Source organism: Opitutia bacterium ISCC 52 (genome assembly GCA_014529675.2).
Lineage (GTDB): Bacteria > Verrucomicrobiota > Verrucomicrobiia > Opitutales > UBA2995 > UBA2995.
In genome coordinates, this window is record CP076040.1 from 1,285,029 (window position 1) to 1,308,899 (window position 23,871).

The window sequence follows — 23,871 nt, forward strand, 5'->3', positions numbered from 1 at the left end:
CTACGTCCTGTCTACCCTTCTTTAAAAAAAATATTTCTCTTAGTGGGCGGGGTTTCCTAATAATATGGTTATGAAAACAACAGCACTATTTTGTCTCACCGCTTATATCGACGAGTTATTCCTTACTTTAGCGACCAGAATGAGACGGATGACTGCTTTGCTATCAGATCGACCTCAAAACGGACGAAATTCTGATCCCCATTGGTCACGTAATCCACAAAAAAGACTTTCATTTTGCTACCATTACGAGAGAAAGTCCCCATGTGCGGTGTACTCACAGTGTTACCCTCCTCCAAAATAGCTTCAGCAGTTCCAATCACCGTTCCACCTGAACGCTCCCCGCAATCCCCACGGGACGCGTGTTTATACTCATGCGTTAGAGTAACAAAGCCATAACCTTCTACCTTGCCCTCCATGAACACTGTCATTGTGTCATTTCTCTGGCCTATGGCCGTTATTGTGAAAGCTCCTGTTCCATCGGGATTACCTAAATCTAGATTCATCCCTTACAGTCCTTGTATAAGCCATTCATTGTCAAGGACTGTAGCACTCTGCATGTGACAATAATGCAAAATACCGTCCTGTGGAAAAGAAAGAGCGGCCCTCCCACAGACCGCTCCCATATCTCTTCTCTGCATTTGCCTGAGGATCGCTCTGCGAGCGTTTCCAAGAGCTGTACCCCTTATGGGTGGTCTTAGTCATCTAGACTAAGCGTTTGTTCCAGACATCTCGTTAGGTTAACTAGCCTCCTCTCTATCGTTTGGCCTGAGGGTGTGATGGGATAACCACAGCTTCTTCCCCTCATTCCATATGCAGTAATCAACGAGAAGCGGGTGCTTCATTAGCGACATGAACTTTTGGTCGTTCAGGTTGATCTGTTTTCTGGCGGTCCGTTTGCTCATCTTGTTGCTGTTCGCTTCAATTATTTCCACAAGCCTTTCGGCCTTATCGGTTTTTTCCCGATGCTCTTCCGTGGTCATAATCTCCAGCATGTTTTCCAAGTGCCACTCAACAATTGAGCAGGCGTTTTCGGCCAACGGGAGATCGATAACAGACACGCCTCTTATCACAGCGAGGTTTCCCGCCACTCTGATCGCCTGTTCTGGCATAAGGGGTTTTCTCCCATTCAGGCCGAACCGGTTCAAACGGGGGACATTGACCCCCTTGACAGAGACTTATGGCAACGGTCCTGAAAGAATGCAGAAGGGGTCACCTATTTCTTTCCTGTAGTTTAATTGTAACTACGGATTTGTTCCGAGTTTCCATTCAGTAAATTGATGTATCTTCTCAGCGTCATTCTGCTTCATCCATGCACGTAAACGGCGATCGAGATCCTGTTGAATCTCTTTCGTTTCGGGTGAGCCAAAAACATTCCTCAGCTCATCCGGATCATGGAGCAGATCGTATAACTCATGAGCATTTGGCTTCTTCAAGTGCAGGACCAGCTTCCAGTCATGGGTGCGAATCATACGCATGGAATCCTCGCTTCCCCGATAGCGTGTGTAAGCGTGCATATCATAGGCATCGTACAAGGCATCCCGCCAAGGAACTGCTTCCCGCCCTTGCAACAGCGGCAGCAGACTTAGTCCGTCGAGTGGCAACTCCCTGCGTTCAAGTTCGAGCATATGCAGAAACGTAGGGAAGAAGTCCATGAGCGATACCAGTCGATTGCAAACCGTGCCTGGCTGAACCACGGACGGCCAACGCACGATCAGAGGAACCATGATTGAGGTATCCCACATGTTTGGCCGCCGTAGAGGATTCGCGATCTGCATTCCATTGCCCTTGCCTTCCAAGCCGCCGTGGTGTCCGACATTGTAGCCGTTATCGCTGGTGAACACCACCATCGTCTTAGCTTGCAAATCGAGTTGTTCCAACGTCTCCAACAATCGGCCAATGTTGCGATCGACTTGCGTTACGCTGGCGTAGTACTCACGCGTAATCTGCTCCAGGCGTTCGGGCGGCAATCCGTCGACCTTTGGTAAGGTGAGAGGTTTATCCTCATAGTTCGCCATGTCCTCCTCGGGCACGGGTAGGTAGGCCTTGTGCGGGGCTCGGGTAAAATAGAAAAGGGCGAATGGCCTGTTTTGGTTTTCATTGATGAAGTCGATCGCGTCGTCGGCGATGAGATTGGCGCAGTATCCCTCGAATTCTCTCTGCTCCCCGTCCTTGTACATAGTCGGATTGAGCGGGCTGATGCCACCGTCATGAAACCCCATAAAATAGTTGAAACCGTGGTTGGTTGGAAAGTGCTCTTGCTTATGCCCCAGGTGCCACTTGCCGATCAAACCAGTCTCGTATCCGGCGTCGCGCAACACCTCGGCGATCGTGGTTGTGTCCTGCGAAAGACCATTGAGGATATCTCGCTGAATGAAATCATGGACACCCACCCGATGACTGTAACGACCTGTCAATAAAGTGGCCCGCGACGGGGAACACACGGGCTTGGTGTAGGCCTCAGTGAACAGCATCCCTTCTCTGGCGAGCCGATCCATGTTCGGCGTCACGCATTCTCGATTTCCGTAGACGCCGACCGACCATCGGGCTTGGTCATCCGTGTAGATAAAAAGTATATTGGGCTTGGCGCCCTCGGCATGCGCCTGCGGTAGAATCGCGAGCCCCCAAACGGCAATGATCGTGAGCATGTGTTTCACGGGCTTCCAGCGCAATCGTTTCCTCATGACGTCTAAACTGGGCGGTTGACCCAATGTTGTCGAATGCCAAAATGCCTTAACCTATTATCGCTCATCAACTGAATGCGCTGGCGACTGGCTCAGTCGCCCGAACATGACTGCCAGTGTATCCAAACAGAATTGACTTTCTAGGCGTTCTTGGAATTGAATCAACTATGCGTTACCTACTTTACGCGGTTCAGTTTTTTGTAGCCATTAGCTCTATACTAAACGCTGAACAGGACCGGCCCAACATCCTTTGGATAACCTGCGAGGATTCCAATCCCCATCTTGGAAGTTATGGCGACACCTACGCCGTTACCCCGGTTCTCGATCAGTTCGCGACAGAGAGCGTGCGATACACTCAAGCCTTCGCGTATACAGGCGCCTGCTCTCCCAGTCGCTCGTGCCTTATTACCGGCATATATCCGCTCACCTTAGGCACGCACCAAATGCGAACAACGATGCCTCTTCCGCCGACCGTGCGCTGCTTCCCGACCTTGCTCCGCGAGGCTGGATACTATACTTCGAACAATTACAAGGAAGATTATCAGTTCGTTGTTCCCTCGGGGACATGGGACGATTCGAGCGACCAGGCTCACTGGCGCAATCGCGCTCCGAACCAACCCTTTTTCTCTGTATTCAACTTAAAGGTGACTCATCAAAGCCGCATCTTTGCCGATACGGCTTCCTATCTTGAAAACACCCGCCGACTGACACCCGAGCAAAGACGCGATCCTAGCCAGCTCACGATTCCACCGATCCATCCGGACACACCAGAGTTTCGCCGGGATTGGGCTCGTCACTATGAAAATGTGACCGCCATGGATTACCAAGTAGGGGATATATTAGCGGAGCTCAAGGCTGACGGTCTGGCTGACGACACGATCGTTTTCTTTTTCTCCGACCACGGAACGGGCATGCCCGGTATCAAGATGTGGGCTTGGGGACCTAGCCTTCGCGTTCCGTTAATCATTCGCTTCCCGCCCAAGTGGCGACACCTTGCGCCTGCGGCACCCGGCGAAAGCGACGATCGTCTGGTCAGTTTCGTAGACTTCGCGCCAACCGTACTGAGCCTCGCAGGTATTCCTCAGCCACCCCAATTTCAGGGTTATGCCTTTCTTGGTTCGGACGCGGCGCCTCCACGCGAGTTCATCTTCGGAGGCAAGGATCGTCAAAGCGAGATCACGGATACCATTCGATACGTGCGCGATCACCGTTTTCAGTACATAAGAAACTTTCGGCCTCACCTGCCACACGGCCAGTTCATGAGTTACAATTGGCGGATGTCTAGTATGCAATCTTGGGACAGACACCATCAGGAAGGCAAATTGAGCGGTCCCCCGGCGCGATTTTTCGATAGCGAGAAAGAGACGGAAGAACTCTACGATGTTACCAACGACCCATGGCAAGTCTACAATCTGGCTACGAACCCGCGTTACAAAAGCAACCTTAAGCGTCTGCGAACGGAGCTCCGCAACCAGATGGTTTTAGCCAATGATCTCGGTTTGTTGCCCGAGAATGAATTACACCGCCGATCCCAAAACCAATCGCCGATGCTAATCGGGAATGACCCACGCCTTAATCCACTTTACCGCCTTATGCTCGCTGCTGATTTGGCTAATGCTAGGGATCCTGCGAATCTCGATGAATTGGTCTCATTATTGAGCGATAAGGATGCTGCAATACGCTGGTGGGCTGCCACCGGTCTTCTTTCGCTTGGCGCGACCGCACTCCCGGCTCGGGACGAATTGCTAGCTGCAACTCGGGACACAAGTTCAGACGTACAGCTCGCTGCCGCCGAAGCGCTCGCTCGTATGGGGGAAACGGATACAGCGTTAGCCACGATTCGGGAACTGCTCAAAGTAGACAATGTATTTACTCGTCTTGCAGCCCTCAACTCAGTCGAACGTCTTGGTCCCGCCGCTGTCTCTTTGGTGACCGATGTCCAGAGAGCCGGAATTAGCAACCCAACGCAAAAGGACACTGCTATTTACGTTGAACGCATGGTCCGCTACCTCCCCGAACGTATCCTCAACAATACACACGAGAAATATGGGCGGTTCTAAGTCGATCTCGGCCTAATGCCAAATTCAAAAAAACATTGGAGTCTATTCCGACTTTATAAAAATCACTCCGAAGGGGCCTAAAGCGGAGCATATGGGATCATGTCTTGACTCTTAATAGAATGGACATCAGATAGAGGTCATACCTAGAGAAGGGTATGACCCCGTCTACTGACCTTGTGGCATATTGGGGAGTCAAAAAGATAACATGGAGGGGCACCGCATTCTCGTGCACGCGACCAGCAGCCACTTTCCCCAGTTCGCCAGGAATTTGAATACAGGCAAGCCATTAGGAACGAGTCAGGAAATGATCGTGGCCGAGCAGACGGTTTACCACTCGGCGGAGCTACCGTCCCATGTGGTCCTGCCAGTCATTCCGTAAATGCCAGGTCAACACAGCAAACGAGGCTAGTTCGTAATCAAAAAATAGTTACACAGCAGAGTCTATTGCTACAGACCGAGCGAGGCACCAGGTCGGTGTTGAAGATCCTTGATGATTCACCTACAAAATGAATAATGATCCTTTTTGCGAAACTGTCTTCAGATCAACTCTAATTCGAAATGGTTATACGATTAATACACCTTCTGATTGCCCTGGGCGGGTTGATGTCCCTGAACCTGACTGCGGAGAATAAGCCCAATATCATTGTCATCCTGGCCGATGACATAGGCTTTGAATGTTTAAGTAGCTATGGGAGTGAATTCTACCAAACACCCCATCTGGATGCACTGGCAGCGGGAGGAGCACGCTTCACACAGGCTTACTCGCAACCCATCTGCACACCTTCACGGGTGAAAATCATGAGCGGGAAATACAATTTCCGAAATCATGATGGTTTTGCCACTTACCCCTTCGAAGATGCCACGTTTGCGCAAGTGGCGAAGCAAAACGGATATGCAACTGCGATAGCCGGCAAATGGCAGCTCTCATCCGGCGATCTGAAAGGTCCGGAAAGAGCCGGATTCGATGAATACTGTTTGTGGCACTTTTCTGAACCGATACTTCCAGGTGCCGATGGTGGGATCCCCGAACCGTTACCAGAACCATTCACCAGGAAAGGTTCCCGCTACAAGTCGCCCAAACTCTTCGAAAACGGTACCCTATTGGCTGATACGGACGAAAAATATGGGCCCGATTTAGTAACGGACTTTTTATGCGATTTCATTGAGCGAAAGAAAAACGAACCTTTCCTCGTTTACTACCCCATGATGCTGGTTCACAGCCCCTTTGATCCAACCCCGGATAGTCCGGACTGGGAAAAGAAGGATCCAAAAAGAGGCAACGGAGAGCACTACCGGGACATGGTCCACTTCATGGATAAAATGGTCGGGAAAATCACGGCCAAGCTCGAGAAGGAAAACCTCCGCCAGGACACTCTGATACTATTTACCGGAGACAACGGAACCTCGGTGCGGATAACATCGCCTTTTCCAGGGCGAGGAGAAATTCGCGGTGGAAAAGGCAAAATGATCGATGATGGAAACCGGGTGCCTTTCATTGCCAATTGGCTGGGAACCATAAAACCGAAATCGCTTGTGCACTCCATGGTAGGATTTGCAGATTTTTACCCGACGATCGCAGAATTAACCGGTTCAAAAATGCCCAATCAAATGGATGGGAAAAGCATTCTTCCCTTGCTGAAAGGTAACACCGGCAATGCTCGCCCTTGGCTCTTCCAATCCTATTCTGTTCATGGACCCACCACAGCCCCCTTTCGCTGTTTTGCCCGGGACGCCGAATGGAAGCTCTATTCGGATGGCTCACTCTACAACGTACCGAATGACTGGTTAGAGGAACATCCGGTAACGGGACATGAAGGGGAAAAGGCCCGCAAAAAACTACAAAAAATCCTGGATCAGATACTAAAGGATGTTCCCAGAGAATTGATCGATTGGGGATCCTCCGATTGAAGCGGCCTACTCGGCAATATCCGAATGTAAGAGAGATTAAAGGAGAGAGATTAATAATGACAAAAATATGAAGGTCCTCACTAGAAGCTATATTTTCTGCGTGGCGTTTATTTTGCTCGCATGTGATCAAAGTTTTTCCGCCGGCTTAGAGAACCGGATGGAGGGTAGTAGAGCAGGTGCCCATCCCTTGATCCATGAAGGTCTTTTGACCAATCCCACTGAAGGTCTAGTCATTGGCAATGGCGATCTGGCAGCCAGTGTCCAAATTTTTTCCAATGAGCTAAAACTGAATCTTGGCAAGAACGACGTCTGGGACACTCGCTATAACAGCCCGAGCAAAACCGAGGAGGTGGCGGTGACGCAGGATGAGCTGATTGCCTATGTGGAAGAGCATGGCGTCGTGTCGCCGAAGTTCTTGGACAAGCCGAAGAAACAAGGAGAGCCTGTCGTTCATTCGCCGCTTCGGGTAGGTGCGATTCGTATTGCGCATCCGGGATGGTCGGGGACAAAGGCGCGCTCAATTGTCAGGATCGACCGCGGAACGCTGGAGGCGGAATACCAGTTCCCGAGTGGAACCTTGCGTTTCACTGCCTTTATCCATCGCGAAAAGAATCTCGTCATGCTTCGCGCTTCGGCGGAAGGACAGGGTATTGGGGGGTTGAATATTGCCGCCTGCCACTGTTGTGCGCTTGTTTCAGAAACGTCCTGCGAGCACTTCAACTGCTATCTGGATCGTGGTCTTGTTGCGGGAACAATTGAAAAACCTGAACTGGGATATTTCTCTTTTCTATACAATAAATAGGCGATGGATTAATTCATGAAATTCGAAAAACTTCAAAAATTATATTTCAATGCAGACAACGGGGCTTATTCGATAGTCACGAAGGATGAGCGAAAGAAAGGGCAGATAACCATTACTGAAAATGACAGTGAGGCAGCGTTGGTTGTAGATCATTTTGGCGAAGATAAAATACCCCGAACCGGATCGAAGGGAAATCCGCTTGTGATTAACGTTCGGGCGAGAAATGGAACTGAAGGGGTTGGCGAGCTGACGATCAATTTCCCGAAGTCCAAGGGCAACGAACTTCGCGTATACCGGAAAAGTGAATACGGGTTTGATTACGAGGCCGGTGAAGTATGGTTTGTGTTTCGGCGAGGGGCAGAACTGGTTATTGGTAGCCTGCCGGAAAACGAATGGCGGAGTATCGGTACAAACGATTCTTCGGATGCTTACTTTCAGGAAGAAATTGAGAAGCCCGGGTTAGATGCCGTTCCGTCGTTTGTTGAATTTTCAGGCCGGAGGATTCCGAGGGACCCCAGAGTTTCCAGGCTGGCCCTCGAGCAATCAGGATTTATCTGCGAATACTCAGGCGAACCGACTCCGTTTATTTCAAGAGTTACGGGAAATCCTTATCTGGAGGCTCATCATTTTATTCCGCTTGGATTACAGGACAGTTTTAACCGAAGCCTGGATTGCGTGGAAAATATCCTGCCGCTCAACCCTTTGTGGCACAGGGCAATTCACCATGCCGAGCCCGGCTTCGTTCGGGATATGTTGGATTCGATGTATCCGCAACGGCGGGCTTTTCTGATGGATTGTGGTGTGGATCAGGCGAACTTGGTGCGTCTCTATGGTGTAGAAGAAATCAGGTGAACAAATTTACACTTAATCGCGCTTGACTACGTGACGTGACGTATGTGACGTTACATCGATTATGGCACGAGGATCTTCAGGTAGAATAGTAATTGATGTGACACCCGAGTTTAAGGACGAGTTATACACCGCCCTGGGGAAAGAGAACAAGACGCTCAAAGAATGGTTCCTCGATAAGGCGAACCGGTTTTGTGATGAAAGCCGTCAGCCATCCCTGTTCATAGCCGCCGAAGATCAGGCCACATACTCTAGCAAAGATTCCTCAAACTAAATCCCGATCTCATGATTGCTCATTCAACTGCTAAAAATAAAATATCTGAGGGAACTCCTTACGCTAAAACCATGCGCGTTAATGGCAAGGTGACTTTTCAGGCTCCAAGCAAAGGCTCACTCATTATTAACTTTAAAGAAGCCCTTTCCCTTATCCTGGCCACTGAGTCCGCAACAGAGTTTGATATCCACGTGCGCGAAGAACTTCCCGCTATTGTTTCGCACTGGCTGCAAAATCCGAAAGAAACTCCCGTTCTCCTTGATATGTCGTACCGTGATAAATGGTTGTCGGTAGTCAGGAGTCACTGCGAATTGAAGGTAATAACATTCGGATTCAATATGCCTAAGGAGCGAAAACACCCTAGGCCAATTCATATCGATTTTTCTGATCTTCCGTTTCCCCCGGTCGCAAAGCCCAAATTTACTTTTATTGACTTGTTCGCAGGGATTGGAGGATTTCGAATAGCTCTTCAAGGGCTTGGCGGAAAATGTTTGTTTTCCTCGGAGTGGGATCGCCATGCGAAGGAGACTTATTTTCAGAATTATGGTGAAGTGCCATTTGGAGATATTACTAAGCTTAGTGAAAAAAAACTTATTGAAAACCCAGTTGATATTCTTGCTGGAGGCTTTCCATGCCAGCCGTTTAGCAGAGCTGGTGTTTCCGCAAGATCCTCTTTGGGGCAAGAGCATGGTTTCTCATGCGAGACGCAAGGACAGCTGTTCTTTGATGTCATCTCTATGGCTAAGATCCATAAGCCTAAAATTCTGCTGCTCGAGAATGTTGGTAACTTATTAAGGCATGATGGTGGCCATACATTTGCTACCATTAAAGATAGAATTGAGAATGATTTGGGTTACCACTTTTTTAGTTCTGTTTATAACACAAATGTCCTTGTTCCTCAAAGTCGTGTTCGTTGCATCATTGTTGCATTCAGGGAAAAACCACCAGCAAATTGGGAAATGCCGACGCTTCAAGGAGAACCATTGGCATTAGGAACGATTCTTGAAGACCTTCATTACGATTCGAAGTACACTCTCAGCAAAAAAATGTGGGACGGCCACATTCGTCGAAGTAAACGCAACGTGGACCGAGGTGCAGGGTTCACTGCTTATCCGAAAGATTTGAGTAAACCATCAACAACTCTTGTTGCTCGATATTATAAAGATGGCAAAGAGTGCCTAATTCCTCAGGAGAACCACCCTGATCGGATTCCACGAATGCTCACCCAGAGAGAATGTGCAAGATTACAAGGGTTTCCCGAAGAATTTGAATACCACCGGTCTAAGGTCGCTGCTTATAAGCAATTCGGAAATGCAGTTCCAGTTCCTCTGGTAAGTGAAGTGGCTAAAGCGGTATTACCTAGGCTGTGAAGGGTTTAAAAAGGTATATTGAATCCGCAGATAAGAGTGGAAATTTTTCTACTACGGAAAGTTCAGTTTATTTCCAAAACAGTAATAATAAGCGGTTTGTTTTACTGATAAATGATCTTGAGGAATACCTTAAGTAAATTTGGAGGAATGGAGACCAATTTGATGCACTGTTGGAATCAGATTGGACTTACGAGGAGAGAAAGTATCGGGCGGTTTTCAAAAAAATATTAGGGAAGCTTCATCCAAATTCTGTTTCTGCAAACTTAGAGAATCAAACGAAAAGCGTAGTCAGATTACTTGAGCTCTATGCTGGGTTTAGATTGAAGAAACCCGTTGATGATGAACTTCGAGATCCCATTGTCTTAAGATCCGAATCATTGGCAAAATTGTATGAAAACAAGGATTTGCAGTATCAGTTTGAGAAATGGCTACTAGGAGAAGTCGATAGTGAATCCAGTAGAAAGAAGTATAGCAGAGATGCTATTAAATCAACTTTAAGCAGAATTGCTAAATCTAACCTTTATTCAGTAAGGTCATTCTTGGAATTCAAGCTTCTCAGAGAGAAACTTGAAGCGAATGAAGAATACAAAGATATAAATACTAGAGGAAATGGGATGTACCAATCAGCGCTTAACCACTATGCTGCTCTCTTGAGCCAAACGCATCGTCAATCTGGTCGTAAAGCATTCGATCCTCCCAGGCGTGAGTCTCGTCTCCGATCACGATGTGCGGATTGAGTCCATCCATCTTCTTTGTGTCTTTCGACAACGGGACAAACTTATTGCCGAGTGGATTATACCAGACCGACGCCTTGCCGGTCTTGATGCGCTCTTTCAATCCGGGCGTCACCTCGATCATTCGCTTGGAAGCGTCCCAACAAATAGCGGCTTGGTCTCGTTTGGAAGCGATGGAGTAGATTTCCGCGCCCGGTTCTTGGTCGGCAGTCAGGCCGAAGATTCCGACGCCTGCGCCCACGGCGGTCTTTCCGTTCTTCCTGGGAATCTCGGTATAGGATTCTTTGTAACGCCTGCCACCTGTTTTCTTTTGCCAACCGAAGACGCTGCCAATTAAGAAGGTTTGCCAAGGTTCCAAGACGAAAGGCTTCCCGGCGAACTGTCTCCCCTTGTGATGTCGGAGCTTCTCGATGAAGTTGATCACCCGATCCCCCGCGTCGGTGTCCCAAACGAACTTGCTCCGCGAAAGGTCGCGAAGGTGTCGCTCGCAAGCTTGCCGATGATACTTGCACGCGAGGATCTTTTCCTCGGCGATGCCTTCGGCGTATTTAGTTATTGGGTCCAAAATGGTTTCTTATGAGTCGAAGAATTCCCCGAACGGATCATCCGCTCCCAGTCCTTCGCTCGTTATTCGTTCGCGTGCAACGGGGGTGCAGCCGAATTGAACAAGATACTTGGAAATCCGATCCTCCTCTTGCTGAACAATCAAAAGCAAAACGTGCTTCTTGTCTCCGAACTGGCCGGACTCCAAGAGCTTGTTTCCTAATTGCTCGCATGCGTTTTCTAATCGATCCCAACAACGGCACATCAATTCAAGTGCGGTCAAGTCGGTTTCGGTTAGGGCTCCGATGTTGAGGCACGCCTTGCCGATCGTCTTCCAGAATTCCGCGCCGGGCTTCTCAAGCGTCTTCGGCGGTTTCGGCAACGTGCTAAGAGAACTTGTCTTCGGCTTTTTCTTGGCGGGCGTGTCTTTCTTACGCTTGGCGATTCCGGTTAGGTTTCTAACCGAACTGGGTGTGGGCGGTCTTCCTTTCATAATATTTTTGGTAAGTTGGATTTTTGGGAAACGGCTATTTCCGCGAAAAAAGTTCTTTTGTTACGGCGCGGTCTTAGCGGCTTGCTTCCCTAGCTTTTGAATGCCCCCTACCTATATGCCCGCAAGCCTTCTCTTATGGATTTCGAGTTTCTCCTTCATCGATCTATATTCGGCTGCTTTTTCCGGGGGATCCCACTGCATGTTGAAGAAGAACCTTTCTTTATGTTCAAGCATCAGATCCTCGAGTTGTTTGACTTGCAGGCTAATTTGATGGGCGGTTTCTGCCTTGGTTGATTGCTGAATTGCCGCGGGGCCGCTCCCTCCACTTGCCTTGCATTGCTCAATCCTTTTGATGGCTCTGCCTTTCATCATTGTCCATCTGGTCAAGAGATCGGACAGTTTCGATAGCCAATAGTTTGTCCCTCCCTTTTGCATTTCAGATTCTTTCATGTCGTAGAAACGTTTCATGAGTCGACAGTCATCTAGACTCGGATTGAGCTTTAGGAATAACTCCTTCTCTTCCTCTTTAACACTCGCCTATTTCTAGCAGAGCGGAGCCAGGACTCGGCGTTCCTAGTAAACAAAAAACCCCGGCTTTCACCGGGGTTTTAAAAGTTAAGGGTTATTTAGCCTCAAGCGCTTGCGACCTTGGGTATATCGGCCGGGATTTCCACACTGTGGGTATCCTTGCGTTTGACCTTGCTGAGCCGGTGTTTGCGACGAAGCATACGGTCCAGCTTATTGACCATTTCATCGACCGATTTGTAGAGGTCTTCGGTTTCCGCGTTAACATTTAAGCCGGGTCCGCGCATCTCGATGTGACCTTTGGCGATGTATTCTTTGAGGTTGGTGACGTTCTGGTTGTACTCGAGCTCGACCCGAAATCGAATGATTTGATCATCGTGATTAAAAAGCTTTTCGGCCTTTTCGTGCACGATGTGTTTCAGGGAATCAGTGAGATTGATATGGCGACCAGTGATGATAACGTCAGGATTTGGCATAGTTATTTCCTTTTATTTGGAGGTTAGCGAAAAGTGAGACATCCCAATGCTGTTTGGTATAGAAACGACACAGCTTGGCATGAGAGGAAGGGGACGATGAAAATGGGAAGACGGGCTGAAATAATAAGTCATTTCTGAATTTTAAACGTTAGACGTGTTGTTCTGAATTTGCAACCTTTCTCGAACTTTTGAAGGTCTGCTTCTTCTGCTTTTAAGTTTTTTTGATCCAATTGCTGTCCTTAATCTATGACTAAACCTGCTTCAGATGGTTCCGGTGATAAGCCAGAACTTATTGACCCAAATAAATTCCCTTCGTGGATTGTTGAGGAAGATGAGGGCATCCTGGCAATCAACAAACCCGGGTTGATTGTCTGTCATCCCTCTAAGCAAGGGCCTTGGTCCAGTTTGATTGGAGCTAGCCGCGAATATTTACAGCAGGAGCTTGTCCATTTGGTTCATCGCCTGGATCGGGAAACCAGTGGCATTTGCTTGCTGGCGAAGGACAAGCTTCGTGCTCGGCACTCACAGATGGCTTTTCAGAATCTGCAAGTAACCAAGGAGTATTTAGCCTTGCTTGAAGGGGAGCTGGAAGAGCCCATCGATGTGAACAATCATTTGGCCAAGGATTTGGAATCTGAAGTCTACATTAAGCAGGCTGTGAGGAAGTCTCGGACTTCAAAGCGTGCCGAGACCCGGTTTGAGCCGCTGCTCGTACGCAATGGTCACACATTAGTGAGAGTTGTTCCTAAAACGGGGAGGAAGCACCAGATCCGGATTCACGCGCAGCATCTGGGGTATCCTATTGTAGGGGATAAGATCTATGGTCCGGATGACCGGCTCTACCTGGAATTTATTGAGCAGGGTTATACGTCAGGTATGGCTGGAATCCTTGGGTTTTATCGGCAGGCTCTACATGCGCACCGTGTGCACTTCGACGCTCCGGAATTTAAACGTAGTTTCACCGCTCCTTTAGTGGAGGATATGGCCGTGGAAATTAAGAAGCGAATGAACTGTTCCGATGAGGAGCTTGCCCAGCTTATTGGCTGAGTCGTTTACGCTGGCAAATGGGATTGTTCCAGCTCATCGAGCTTTTCTCGAAGCAACTGACTGATCGTGGTCAAATTTTGTTTGGCAGGAAGGGTGTCTGGCAGTTCGTCCAGGGTGTTCACGGCTTTATTCCAAAGGTCCGAAACAAAGGTGATGCCTGCCTCATAGATGCCGTTTGATTCAAGAATTCTTCTTACTTCAGTTCCATTCCCTGTGCTCAATGCTTCCGTCAGTTGATCGGTAAGGCTTTGGTTTCTTATTTGGAAAAGCTGAATCAAGGGCAAGGTGGCTTTGCCGGTTACTAAATCAGTGCCTAGCGTTTTCCCAATCTTTGATTCGTCCCCTATGAAATCGGTTAGATCATCATAGGCTTGGTAAGCGATACCCAGTTCTGATCCAAACTTTCTTAAGGTATCGCAATGTGCTTTGGAATAACCAGACAGTAATCCTCCCAAATAGGTAGAGATTGAGAAAAGCTCTCCCGTTTTCATATCAAGCATCTCCAAATATTCGTCGAGCTCGAGCTTCCAGTCGCCACGTCGAAACGTTTGAAGGATCTCTCCTGAGCAAACTCGTCGTGTGGATCTGGATACAAAGCGACAGACTTCCACGGTTTCGAATTGGGAGGCCATGTGGAGGGCGTGCGAAAATAAGGCATCCCCTAGCAGCACCGCTGTGTGCTGTCCGTATTTGGAGCTTATCGTAGGTTGTCCTCGGCGTTTGTCTGCGCCGTCCAGAATATCATCGTGAACCAAGGTGGCAATATGGACCATCTCCACAACGGCCGATACCTGAACTAACTTTTCTAGCACTTTTGGATCTTCTCCATCGCCAGAGAGAAAGACCAGCGAAGGTCGAATGCGCTTACCACTGTTTTTAAGGCAGTAATCGACCAGGAAACGTATCTGTGGCTCAAAGTCCTCTACCTGACCATTCAGGAAGGCGGTCAAATTGGCCATGGGTGCGGCCAAGCGTGCTTGGAGACTTTCTATAGTATAGGTATTCACGGAGCTTTCCGGAGTTTTTAGCAAAATGAGGGTAGAACATGTGTTGGAAAGAACAAAGTTTCAAGTAGCGAACGCAAGATGTCTGATCTTAGGTCTATATTTCTGCAGATCCCGCAATTTGGCTTTGCGATTTTCTAAGAATGGACTGACGATGTTCTCTTATGTCTGACAATGTGATGGAAGGTCTCGGTGATGATCCGGTCGTTCAATTCTCTGTTTTTCTTGAAAACAAGGTAGGTAGGCTCAGCGAGTTTACCCGCTTGCTGGCAAAGAATTCAATTCACCTCATGGCGATGACGGTCTTGGATACAACCGATAGTAGCATCGTCCGTATTGTTGTGGATGATCCTGATCAGGCTAGCTCCGTGCTCTTTCTCGAAGGTTATTCCTTTACCCAGACAGTCGTTTTGGCAGTTGAGCTAATCTCAGCGGAAGAGGTGCCCGCGATGCTCTCTAGTATTCTAGCTGCGGAGATCAACGTTCACTATCTTTATCCGTTCATTTCTCGTCCAGCTGACCGATCTGCGGTGGTCATGCATCTTGAGGACCTGGATATGGCTGCCAATGTACTGCAATCAAATCAGTTCAATGTGCTATGTCAGAGTGATATATCCCGTTAGTGGATAGGGCTTGTTTTTCTAAAGACTTGAGAGACCAGCGTTTTCTGTGACAGGAACACAGATTTTTCCATTTTAAATCCCGAATTGGATAAGACAGTTTGATAGTCTGCTAGTCTTCGGGGTTTCAAACCAGTCAGCAGACCAAATATTGAGTATAGTAGTCTGAGAGTGACTCGTGCTCTCCAATTTCCAATCCGAGTATCCGTTGGAATGTGAAACTCTGAAACGAGGAGCTTCCCGTTGGGTTTTAGGCCTCCGCTTATTTTCTCCGCAATGAGTTCAAGCTGTGCTTGCTCGAAACCATCGAAGAAGAATTGTGCAACCACGACATCAAAGCTCGCGTGATTAACAGAGCACTCTAAGATATTTTGCTGAATGTTGTGAATGCGGTCTTCTTTAGTTCTGGCATTTCCTCTCCGCTTCTTGGCCTGCTTGAGCATTGAGCTACTGGAGTCAATGGACGTAATTTGAATCTCTGGAAATTGCGTTAGCAGGTGTGTTGAGAAGCGTCCATTTCCGTCCCCAAGAAGTAAGGCCTTACTTGCTGATGCAAACTCGCCGATATTCGTCTGGCGGCATCGCTGCAGTTGCCTTCCCAGCAGTAAGTACTCCCAGAATGAGTAGGAGCTCGCTAGTAATGAATAGTTGGCAGCTTGATGGGCCGTGTCAGTCAAAGAAAAGGCTGTTACTCTGTTTCTGAAAACTCAATGAGGCTCATTACTTTCAATCCGGATTCCGCGAGCAATTTGGATCCACCAAGTTCTGGTAAGTCGATCACCGCGCTGACTTCCACTACGGTTGCATTGAGACGCCTAAACAAGTTACTTGCAGCCAGGAGTGTTCCCCCAGTGGCAATGAGGTCATCTACTATGGCAATGCGTTCGCCTTTGGTTGCTGAGTCGGTGTGTACCTCGATGGTCGCTTTGCCGTATTCAAGAGAGTAATTTTCGGTGACGGTTTCGAAAGGAAGTTTTCCTTTTTTCCGAACCAGGATAAAAGGGAGGTTCATTTTGTTGGCTACGGCTCCGCCAATGACGAATCCTCGAGCATCCACTCCTGCAATTCGATCTACGCCTAAAGCTTGGTAATGGTCGCAAAAGGCATCCACAATAGTGCTGAAGCATTCAGGTGTTTCAAAAAGCGGAGTTACGTCGCGAAATCGTACGCCGGGTTCTGGCCAGTCGACGACAGTTCTTACATTGGATTTGAGTTCTTCCAGAGTCATGGTTGGGAGCAGGTTAGGTGGGGTTCAATTGCAAGCTGGTTCCAGATCAATACATTATGAATGCAAAAGGGCCTCCCTGATGGGAAGCCCTTTTGTTAGAAATTGATAACCAATCTAATTATTTGGATTTGCTTTCAGTTTGGCCTTAATGATCGCATGAGCTTGGCGTTTGTATTGGTCGCCACGAACAGCATAGCTGTAATCCCACTCCTCGATTTCTTTATACTTATCCAGCTCGGCACGGAGTTCCGCTTCAACGCGTTCCTGCTGAGCGATTGCTTCTCTACGTTTTCTCTCGAGCTCTTCCTGCTGACGCTTGAGCGCATCCGCCTCTTCTTTCGCTTTTCTTACTGCGGCTTCCGCAGCGGCTAGCTCTTTATCGCGTGTTGCTGAGGCGGATTGGCTTTGTGCTGAAATTTCAGCCTGACGCTTTTCTGCAGCTTCCAAGGATGCCGCTAACGCATCCAGACGGGATTTGGTTTCAGCCGCCAGGCGTTCGGCTTCCGCACGGGCGGCTTCTTCAGCTTCCAGACGAGCCGTGACCTCGGCAATCTTCCGCTTTTGCTCATCCTTGGCTTGTTGGATTTGTAGCTCGGCCATGCGGATGGCTTCTGCTTTTTCAGCTTCCAGGGCTGCGAGTTCAGCAGCTGTCTTTTCTGATTCTGCTGTATTAGCCATGTCGGAAGCAGCGGAGCTGTTCTCAACGACAGCCTCACCGGCTTCGGAGTTAGAACCCGAAGGTTTTTGCAAAAATAATATCCAGCCTGCCAGAGCAAAAATGACAGCGATAACAAGGATGATGGTGTTTTTATTCATTGGTAACTTGGGTTAAAATGACAGGTCGTGACGCTGACGAAGGTTACGCTAAACGGTTACGAAGAATTAGGTTAAGGTTGTGGGATTTCGATAGAGGATTTCAGGTTTTACGCGGAATTACAAGGCTATGATGATCTAATTCCAGAGTCCAAAAAGCGGATTTCCCGCAGGGTTATTAGCTGTTTGTTCTGCTGGTTCCGATGGTCGACCGAATGTAGAGACACATCGTCGAAGGAATTGTTCTCAATCACGAATGGGGTGTGGCATATTCTGTAAACATGAGCCTCTCCTCAATCGGTCGTGGCTGATCGAAGGTGTAATGGCCGATCACATTTTCTTTCAACCAATCGTGATCGCACATCTGAAATCAAATGAGGCCCCGTAGACAGGTAATATTTGTGTTAATTCAATGGATTTGTAGGTTTCCTCTTGTTCCCCGGGACACGCTATACCGAAACTTAGCCTCAATAAAATCAGTTGTGTTCCAGGAGTCCCTGATCAAATAATAAATTGAGTTTGGTGTATGGAACTCCAAAGCTAAACCGTTATCTCATCTATCCTATATGTGGCGATTTATTCAAAACACCTTTAGCAGTTTCCTCGGAACGCTGCTCGCTCTTTTCATTCTCGGATTTGGAGGGTTCTTATTGCTCCTGATCGTGGGGCTTAGCTTTCAGCAGCCGGTAGCTGACATTCCGGACGAAGCGGTGCTGGTCGTGGATCTCTCGATGAGCATCAACGATAAGCCCCCTTCGGTTACCTTTGATCAGGCGTTACAGGATGCTATCGCAGGAAGTGCAGTTCCACAACTGGGTTTAAGGAACCTGCTCAATGCCATCAAGTATGCCAAAACGGATAATGCGATCAAGGGTATCTACCTGACCGGAAATCTACAATCGGTCAATTATGGCTCTGGCTACGCAGCGGTCAAAGAGCTGCGCGAAGCACTCGAAGACTTTAAAACTACCGGGAAACCGATTCATGCCTACGTTGTAAATGCCATGCAGCGCGATTATTACGTTCTCTCATGTGCCAACAAAGTGTCCATGAATCCTTTCGGCGAAATGCACTTCAATGGCTTGGGTATTGAGATGATGTTTTATGCGAACGCCTTTGAGAAATGGGGTATCGGGGCTCAACCGGTTCGTGTGGGTACGTTTAAAGCCGGGATTGAGCCGTATGTTCAAGATCATATGAGTGAAGCCAATCGGGAACAGACCATGGTATTGATCGAAGGTCTGTGGGATTCCATGGCGAGTGATGTTGCAGAATCACGTGGCATAAATCCTGAAACCTTGGATGAGCTCGTCGGTGCGAATCGATCGTTTGATGCTGAATCTGCCAAAGCAGCAGGTCTCGTTGACGAGCTGGTATATTTTGATGAGATTTTGGACGAATTAAAACGTTTAGCTGGAGACGACTCCGATGAACGCACTTTCAGTCAGGTCGATATTGCTTCCTACATTGAAGCGAAACCCATTCATGGTGACCGAGACGCGAACGACGAAATTGCTGTTGTTTATGTCGAAGGGGTTATCGTTGGTGGAGAAGGGGATTCGGCCCAAGCGGGGGGAGATCGGATTGCCCGTCGACTCAGAAGCATACGTCTCGACGACGACGTAAAAGCGGTAGTTCTCCGCGTGAATTCTCCAGGTGGAGGAGCCCAGGCATCTGAAATAATTCAGCGTGAAATTCGCCTGCTTAAAGAAAATAAACCTGTGGTAGCCTCAATGGGATATGTGGCAGCCAGTGGTGGTTATTGGGTATCCACTTATACAAACCGTATATTTGCGCAGGAAAATACCATTACCGGTTCTATCGGTGTTTATGGATTGATTTTTAATGTTCAGGAGATTGCCAATAACCTTGGTATCACTTGGGACTATGCCGGCACCCATGACTATGCCGGTAGTTGGACCACCACCCGTCCACAAACCGAGGTTGAAATTGAGCAACTCGAAGAGTCGACCTCATGGTATTATGATCAATTTCTCGAAAAGATTGCCGATTCTCGTAACATGGATGTCGAGTATCTAGACACCGTGGCTCAGGGCCGTACCTGGCTGGGGAAAGATGCCTTGGACAAAGGGCTGGTAGATGAAATTGGCGGACTCGATGATGCCATCGAGCATGCTGCGGAGTTAGCCGGACTGTCGGAATACAAAGTGGTTGATCATCCCCGTGGAAACAATCTCGACGAAATGCTTCAAGCTCTCCTGGAAGGCCAGGAGTTGGATGTGTCAGTGGATCCTGCCACGCGTCTGCTGCGGACCTTTCAGAGGGAGTTAGATTTGCTCAAGTCCTTCAATGATCCCCGTGGGATCTATCTACTGCCAGAGATCAATTTTCAGTTTTTGAAGTAGAGGGCTCATCCCAGTGCCATTTCTCTTGCGCTTTCCTCCCCCATGAAAAGGGTGGGTAAATCATGGCGCAGACCTTTACACTCACTCGCGATACCAAGGCCACACTTATTCCAGCTGGAGACGTGTTATCTCTTAAAGAAGGCTTAGAAGTCCAAGTTACACAGGCACTAGGCGGCACTGTTACTGTGCAGGCCAATGGTGGACTGTATCGGATCGGTTCAGCTGATCTGGATGCCTTAGGTGAGGAGGGGCAGGCAGCATTCGCGGAAGAGGAAAAAGAAACAACGGTAGTTCCTGGCGAGTTCTCTGAAGACCAGGTATGGGAATCACTAAAGACCTGCTTCGACCCTGAGATTCCAGTCAATATTGTCGATCTGGGACTCATTTACGATTTGAGAGGTGGCGAAGTAGCAGCAGGCGTGCACGACGTATTTGTTAAAATGACCCTCACTGCACAAGGATGTGGTATGGGTCCGAGCATCGCCGCCGATGCCCAGCAAAAAATTGAAAGCCTTCCATCCGTCCGTTCTGCCCAGGTAGATATCGTATGGGACCCTGTCTGGACCCCCCATATGATCAGTGACGAAGGCCGTAAGGTTCTGGGGTTGAACTAGGTCTATTGAAGTTGTTTGAGACGATCATAGTCTCACTATACCAATCAATTTGTATAGCGCACACCTGCGACTTCCCGAACGCCCACGATAAGATTTCGGATTTGACGGGATAAAGTTGTTGAGCTTGACGACTGAGTGGTGAGGGAGCGCACTTCGGTGCGTGACTGCTGCCACGATGAAGGAATACTCGACAAATTTTCCCGAGGATGGGTTTGGCCGACTATCTATTGGCTAGAGCAGGCATTTGGGCTTCGGAGTTTTTCTTTATTTCCAAATCCTCCCAACCCCATCCGTTCAAAGCCGAAATCTAAGACCAGGCTTCGCGCCATTGCTCAGGATGGTAGCGCCCCTCATCCATTTCGATGATGTCGAAATCCGTCAACAACCTTGGATCTGGATTTACTCCGTATGACTCCATGAGCGCCGGTATAAATTCCTCCGTCTCATCGTCACGCCAGCCCCGCTTGCTCATAAAACTATTGTAGATCAGAATCTCCTCATCGGTCAGTCGACGTCCCTTTTCAAAATACCACTCAAGTACCTCTCGATTTGACTTCCCGGACAGCACTTCCTTCTTAACAAAATCGTATTCGACCCAAAGGTACCTGCAAGTTCGGCCGTCAAAACCATCGCCAAGCATATCAAAGTAATCCTCAGGCAAATCTCCTGAGGCATGCAGACGAATCTTCGAGCACATTCGTGCAAAATAGAATAGTTTTCCTGTTTTTTCCCAGCAACTTGCTAGTCCTTCTATTCACATAGTGAATAGGACTACAGTGCCTCAATAAGGTGCCCAGAAAAATCTAAGATGGGAGGGGTCTAAGTTCCACATCGCTTAAATCTGGACAGGTAAGGAACCGCTCCTTTGTTTAGGTCTCTTTATTTACTACTGAATGGACTGGATCGATAAGTTGGAAAAACGACTGGGTGGCTTAACTCTAAGTAATCTCCCCATTATTATCATTTTTGGTCAGATCGCGGTCTGGCTATTAGTTTATAGTAAGGTTTATCCTGCTGAGACCCTACTTCTCATACCTTACAAAGTGCTTCAGGGGGAGGTGTGGAGGTTATTTACCTTTCTATTTGTTCCCGAGTTAGGATGGGGTCCGATCTTTTTGCTTTTGGGCTGGTATGTCTTTTGGTTTACCTCCCAGGGACTCATCGCTCAGTGGGGCGCCTTTAGATACAATCTTTTTATTTGGATGGGGTTGTTGTTCACCATTCTCATCTCATTTGTCAGTCCATTCAATTGGTATACCAATTTTTATATTGAATTATCGGTGCTACTCGCGTTCGCAACCTTGTACCCAAATTTTGAGTTCAGGCTTTATTTTCTCCTTCCGGTGAAAGTAAAATGGATTGCCCTGATCAGTTTGGGAATTCCTTTGATTAATTTCCTGAACGGCCCTTGGTCTGTGCGCTTAGTCATATTCGCATCTCTTGGAAATTACATGCTTTTTTTTGGTCGGGATCTCTACCGAACTCTCTATTATCGAAAGCGTAGAATTGATCACCAAAAAGACACTCAGGCTGCTGCTGCAGAAGCATTTCACACCTGTGCGAGCTGTGGGGCTACCGACAAAACCAATCCTGAACGGACCTTCCGTTATAAAGAAGGGGAAGGCGTCTGTGACGTTTGCTTGGCCAAAGAACCGGACGCAGAAAGCTGATTTATAGATATGTGGCGGCATTGCGAGGACGCAATCGTCTCCGACTATTCCGCTTCTCAGTATCTCAAAATATCGACACCCGGATCTTCCACTTCGTTGGCAATGACGAAGAACACCAGGTGGTCCGTTTCGCTGGTGTTAAACAGGCGATGATAGGTGCCTTTCGGCTGGTAAAAGCAGTCACCTTTTTTGATGGGGAATTCTTCGTCGCCTCGACACATAATGCCTTCGCCTTCCACGACAATGAAAAATTCATCCATATGCGGATGGGCGTGTTGAGGACAATTGTGATGCCGAGGCAGAATCCTCGTCATTTCTACATCAAAGGGATGAATGGGATTACCTTCTTTCCCAGAACCCAAGGCTACCGATACATGTCGTCGAAGGCGTTTGTACTTCTGGTTCTCGCCCCAGAAATTTTCAGATTCTCGGACATCATCTAAATTTACGATTGGAGGAATAGACATGAAGAGCACCGTAGTGATCTCCTCTCCCCCTTCAAAACTTAATTCTGCTCGAAGGTCTTAATGTCTGGAATTCCCTTCTTACGATTAGCCAATCGGACAATCCAATAAACGATAGGAGTAGCGAACGAAAAGATTATCAGAAAAACGATCCACAGTATTTTTAAATTGGATGGTAAATCTGTTCTCCTAGCTACACTAATGAGTGCACTTATCCATAAAGGAATGAAACCGAAAAGAAACAATACAATGAGGATTTCCATCGGCCCGAGGCCTTGAAGGAATGCGAGTGTCATGGGGAGTTGAGTTGAGGGTTCTGGATGGAAACTGGCTTATGCCAGCTCCACAAGTAATCGATCCATAACCGCTTTGGTCATGGCGACACCTTGCATGGGTGTCTGATAGCTGCCTTCGTACTCGATGCCAATGTAGCCGTGATAGCCATACTTCAATACGATCTCGAGGCAGCGTTTGAAATCGATGACCACTTCGTGTTCTCCGTGTTTACCGCGGGATACATTTGGATTAGGATCTTTTGCCCAATCGTTTGCCTTGGCGCTTACCGCCTTGGCGTGAGGCATTAGGTCTTCCATACCTTGGTAGATATCGTAGTGTTCGCCGGTTTGGCGATTGATGGTAAAGTTTCCAAAATCGGGCAAAGTTCCACAGCGGTCGTGGTCGACCATCTCCATGACTCCGCTTAGCCATTTTCCGTTGGAAGAAAGGCCTCCGTGATTTTCTACGATGACGTTAATTCCACGCTTTCCTCCAGCCTCACTGAGTTTGTGCAAACCATTGGCCGCGAGTTTCTGTTGTTCTTTATAACTGCCCTTGCTTCCTGCGTTCACGCGGATGGAGTGACACCCCAGGGTTTTGGCCGCATCCAGCCATTTGAGATGATTTTCAACGGTTTGATTGCGCTTGGCGTTATCGGGATCACCGAGCAGTCCTTCGCCATCTACCATGACGAGTAGGCTTTTTACGCCTTCGCCGTCAGCCCGCTTAATCATCTCTTTCAAGTAGGCCTGGTCTTTGGCTTTGGTTTTGAACATCTGATTCACGTATTCAATCGCATCGATACCGAACGAGCGGGCGGTCTTGGCGAAGTCGAGATTATCGAGCTTGGAATACCCACCGCGTTCGAAAAAGTGTTTATTCTTTGGGTTAACTAGGTGTTCTGGTCGTTTATTCAGATCAATTTTCTGAAACTTGCCCAGATAAATTCTATCGATGGTATTGAAGTCGAAATCAACCATTCCTCGGTTAAATTTACTAAATCGGCAGCAAGCTACCTTCCTACAGTTTTCGTCGATCGTTTGATGTAGGAGAG

26 protein-coding genes are annotated in these 23,871 nt (G+C 48.1%); 11 read left to right on the forward strand and 15 right to left on the reverse strand.

The genetic code is table 11. The features are described from left to right. Window positions 1-122: 122 nt before the first annotated feature. The 3 genes from GA003_05585 to GA003_05595 form a co-directional block, all read right to left on the reverse strand. Window positions 123-503: a hypothetical protein gene (locus GA003_05585; protein ID QXD29443.1), complete on the reverse strand. Its 381-nt coding sequence runs from the start codon at window positions 501-503 to the stop codon at window positions 123-125. Between the two features lie 234 nt (window positions 504-737). Beyond that, window positions 738-1,109 (reverse strand): hypothetical protein, encoded by a 372-nt coding sequence (locus GA003_05590; protein QXD29444.1) that lies wholly within the window; start codon window positions 1,107-1,109, stop codon window positions 738-740. A gap of 132 nt (window positions 1,110-1,241) precedes the next feature. Continuing rightward, window positions 1,242-2,681 (reverse strand): sulfatase-like hydrolase/transferase, encoded by a 1,440-nt coding sequence (locus GA003_05595; GenBank protein QXD29445.1) that lies wholly within the window; start codon window positions 2,679-2,681, stop codon window positions 1,242-1,244. Between the two features lie 167 nt (window positions 2,682-2,848). Between GA003_05595 and GA003_05600 the strand changes: the two genes are divergently transcribed. From GA003_05600 to GA003_05625, 6 genes are all read left to right on the forward strand, one after another. Further along, window positions 2,849-4,741: a sulfatase-like hydrolase/transferase gene (locus GA003_05600; protein QXD29446.1), complete on the forward strand. Its 1,893-nt coding sequence runs from the start codon at window positions 2,849-2,851 to the stop codon at window positions 4,739-4,741. 558 nt (window positions 4,742-5,299) lie between these two features. Further along, window positions 5,300-6,649 carry a sulfatase-like hydrolase/transferase gene (locus GA003_05605; protein QXD29447.1) on the forward strand — a complete coding sequence of 450 codons (1,350 nt, stop codon included), beginning with the start codon at window positions 5,300-5,302 and terminating at the stop codon, window positions 6,647-6,649. A 67-nt stretch (window positions 6,650-6,716) separates the two neighbouring features. Then, a complete protein-coding gene (locus GA003_05610) occupies window positions 6,717-7,451 on the forward strand; it encodes a hypothetical protein (GenBank protein ID QXD29448.1) in 735 nt (244 codons plus the stop codon). Between the two features lie 15 nt (window positions 7,452-7,466). After that, complete coding sequence (locus GA003_05615) at window positions 7,467-8,303, forward strand: hypothetical protein (GenBank protein QXD29449.1); 837 nt, start codon at window positions 7,467-7,469, stop codon at window positions 8,301-8,303. A gap of 61 nt (window positions 8,304-8,364) precedes the next feature. After that, window positions 8,365-8,574, forward strand: a complete 210-nt coding sequence (locus GA003_05620) for a hypothetical protein (protein ID QXD29450.1) — start codon at window positions 8,365-8,367, stop codon at window positions 8,572-8,574. Between the two features lie 11 nt (window positions 8,575-8,585). Beyond that, the gene (locus GA003_05625) at window positions 8,586-9,944 is read left to right on the forward strand and encodes a DNA cytosine methyltransferase (GenBank protein ID QXD29451.1); all 1,359 of its coding nucleotides are present in this window, start codon (window positions 8,586-8,588) and stop codon (window positions 9,942-9,944) included. Window positions 9,945-10,574: 630 nt separating this feature from the next. Here GA003_05625 and GA003_05630 read toward each other — a convergent pair. The 4 genes from GA003_05630 to raiA all read right to left on the reverse strand — a co-directional run bounded on the left by GA003_05630 (window position 10,575) and on the right by raiA (window position 12,715). Next, window positions 10,575-11,243: a hypothetical protein gene (locus tag GA003_05630; GenBank protein ID QXD29452.1), complete on the reverse strand. Its 669-nt coding sequence runs from the start codon at window positions 11,241-11,243 to the stop codon at window positions 10,575-10,577. A gap of 9 nt (window positions 11,244-11,252) precedes the next feature. After that, on the reverse strand, window positions 11,253-11,714 hold the full coding sequence (locus GA003_05635) for a P27 family phage terminase small subunit (GenBank protein QXD29453.1): 462 nt from the start codon (window positions 11,712-11,714) through the stop codon (window positions 11,253-11,255). Between the two features lie 111 nt (window positions 11,715-11,825). After that, window positions 11,826-12,182 (reverse strand): hypothetical protein, encoded by a 357-nt coding sequence (locus GA003_05640; GenBank protein ID QXD29454.1) that lies wholly within the window; start codon window positions 12,180-12,182, stop codon window positions 11,826-11,828. 164 nt (window positions 12,183-12,346) lie between these two features. Continuing rightward, window positions 12,347-12,715, reverse strand: a complete 369-nt coding sequence (gene raiA, locus GA003_05645) for a ribosome-associated translation inhibitor RaiA (GenBank protein QXD29455.1) — start codon at window positions 12,713-12,715, stop codon at window positions 12,347-12,349. A gap of 246 nt (window positions 12,716-12,961) precedes the next feature. On the opposite strand from raiA, the gene GA003_05650 reads away from it, so the two are divergent. Next, window positions 12,962-13,762 (forward strand): RluA family pseudouridine synthase, encoded by an 801-nt coding sequence (locus GA003_05650; GenBank protein QXD29456.1) that lies wholly within the window; start codon window positions 12,962-12,964, stop codon window positions 13,760-13,762. 5 nt (window positions 13,763-13,767) lie between these two features. On the opposite strand, the gene GA003_05655 is transcribed toward GA003_05650, so the two are convergent. After that, window positions 13,768-14,769, reverse strand: a complete 1,002-nt coding sequence (locus GA003_05655) for a polyprenyl synthetase family protein (GenBank protein QXD29457.1) — start codon at window positions 14,767-14,769, stop codon at window positions 13,768-13,770. Between the two features lie 176 nt (window positions 14,770-14,945). On the opposite strand from GA003_05655, the gene GA003_05660 reads away from it, so the two are divergent. Then, entirely contained in the window at window positions 14,946-15,389 is a 444-nt protein-coding gene (locus tag GA003_05660; GenBank protein ID QXD30349.1) for an acetolactate synthase, read from the forward strand. Here the strand turns inward: GA003_05660 and GA003_05665 are convergent. The 3 genes from GA003_05665 to GA003_05675 all read right to left on the reverse strand — a co-directional run bounded on the left by GA003_05665 (window position 15,386) and on the right by GA003_05675 (window position 17,430). Further along, entirely contained in the window at window positions 15,386-16,063 is a 678-nt protein-coding gene (locus GA003_05665) for a class I SAM-dependent methyltransferase (protein ID QXD29458.1), read from the reverse strand. The genes GA003_05660 and GA003_05665 overlap by 4 nt on opposite strands. A gap of 11 nt (window positions 16,064-16,074) precedes the next feature. Beyond that, window positions 16,075-16,614: an adenine phosphoribosyltransferase gene (locus GA003_05670; protein QXD29459.1), complete on the reverse strand. Its 540-nt coding sequence runs from the start codon at window positions 16,612-16,614 to the stop codon at window positions 16,075-16,077. 114 nt (window positions 16,615-16,728) lie between these two features. Continuing rightward, window positions 16,729-17,430: a hypothetical protein gene (locus GA003_05675; protein QXD29460.1), complete on the reverse strand. Its 702-nt coding sequence runs from the start codon at window positions 17,428-17,430 to the stop codon at window positions 16,729-16,731. Between the two features lie 563 nt (window positions 17,431-17,993). On the opposite strand from GA003_05675, the gene sppA reads away from it, so the two are divergent. Both sppA and GA003_05685 read left to right on the forward strand, forming a co-directional pair. Continuing rightward, window positions 17,994-19,793 carry a signal peptide peptidase SppA gene (gene sppA, locus GA003_05680; protein QXD29461.1) on the forward strand — a complete coding sequence of 600 codons (1,800 nt, stop codon included), beginning with the start codon at window positions 17,994-17,996 and terminating at the stop codon, window positions 19,791-19,793. Window positions 19,794-19,855: 62 nt separating this feature from the next. Beyond that, a complete protein-coding gene (locus GA003_05685) occupies window positions 19,856-20,407 on the forward strand; it encodes a DUF59 domain-containing protein (protein ID QXD29462.1) in 552 nt (183 codons plus the stop codon). Between the two features lie 307 nt (window positions 20,408-20,714). Here the strand turns inward: GA003_05685 and GA003_05690 are convergent, their stop codons facing one another. Next, a complete protein-coding gene (locus GA003_05690) occupies window positions 20,715-21,104 on the reverse strand; it encodes a DUF5069 domain-containing protein (protein QXD30350.1) in 390 nt (129 codons plus the stop codon). Between the two features lie 196 nt (window positions 21,105-21,300). Between GA003_05690 and GA003_05695 the strand changes: the two genes are divergently transcribed. Next, window positions 21,301-22,077, forward strand: coding sequence for a hypothetical protein (locus GA003_05695; GenBank protein QXD29463.1), 777 nt, complete (start codon window positions 21,301-21,303; stop codon window positions 22,075-22,077). 56 nt (window positions 22,078-22,133) lie between these two features. On the opposite strand, the gene GA003_05700 is transcribed toward GA003_05695, so the two are convergent. The 3 genes from GA003_05700 to GA003_05710 are packed head-to-tail and all read right to left on the reverse strand — an operon-like array spanning window position 22,134 to window position 23,797. After that, complete coding sequence (locus GA003_05700) at window positions 22,134-22,544, reverse strand: cupin domain-containing protein (protein ID QXD29464.1); 411 nt, start codon at window positions 22,542-22,544, stop codon at window positions 22,134-22,136. Window positions 22,545-22,582: 38 nt separating this feature from the next. Beyond that, window positions 22,583-22,837, reverse strand: a complete 255-nt coding sequence (locus GA003_05705) for a PLDc N-terminal domain-containing protein (protein ID QXD29465.1) — start codon at window positions 22,835-22,837, stop codon at window positions 22,583-22,585. 36 nt (window positions 22,838-22,873) lie between these two features. Beyond that, a complete protein-coding gene (locus GA003_05710; GenBank protein QXD29466.1) occupies window positions 22,874-23,797 on the reverse strand; it encodes a sugar phosphate isomerase/epimerase in 924 nt (307 codons plus the stop codon). Window positions 23,798-23,871 lie beyond the last annotated feature (74 nt).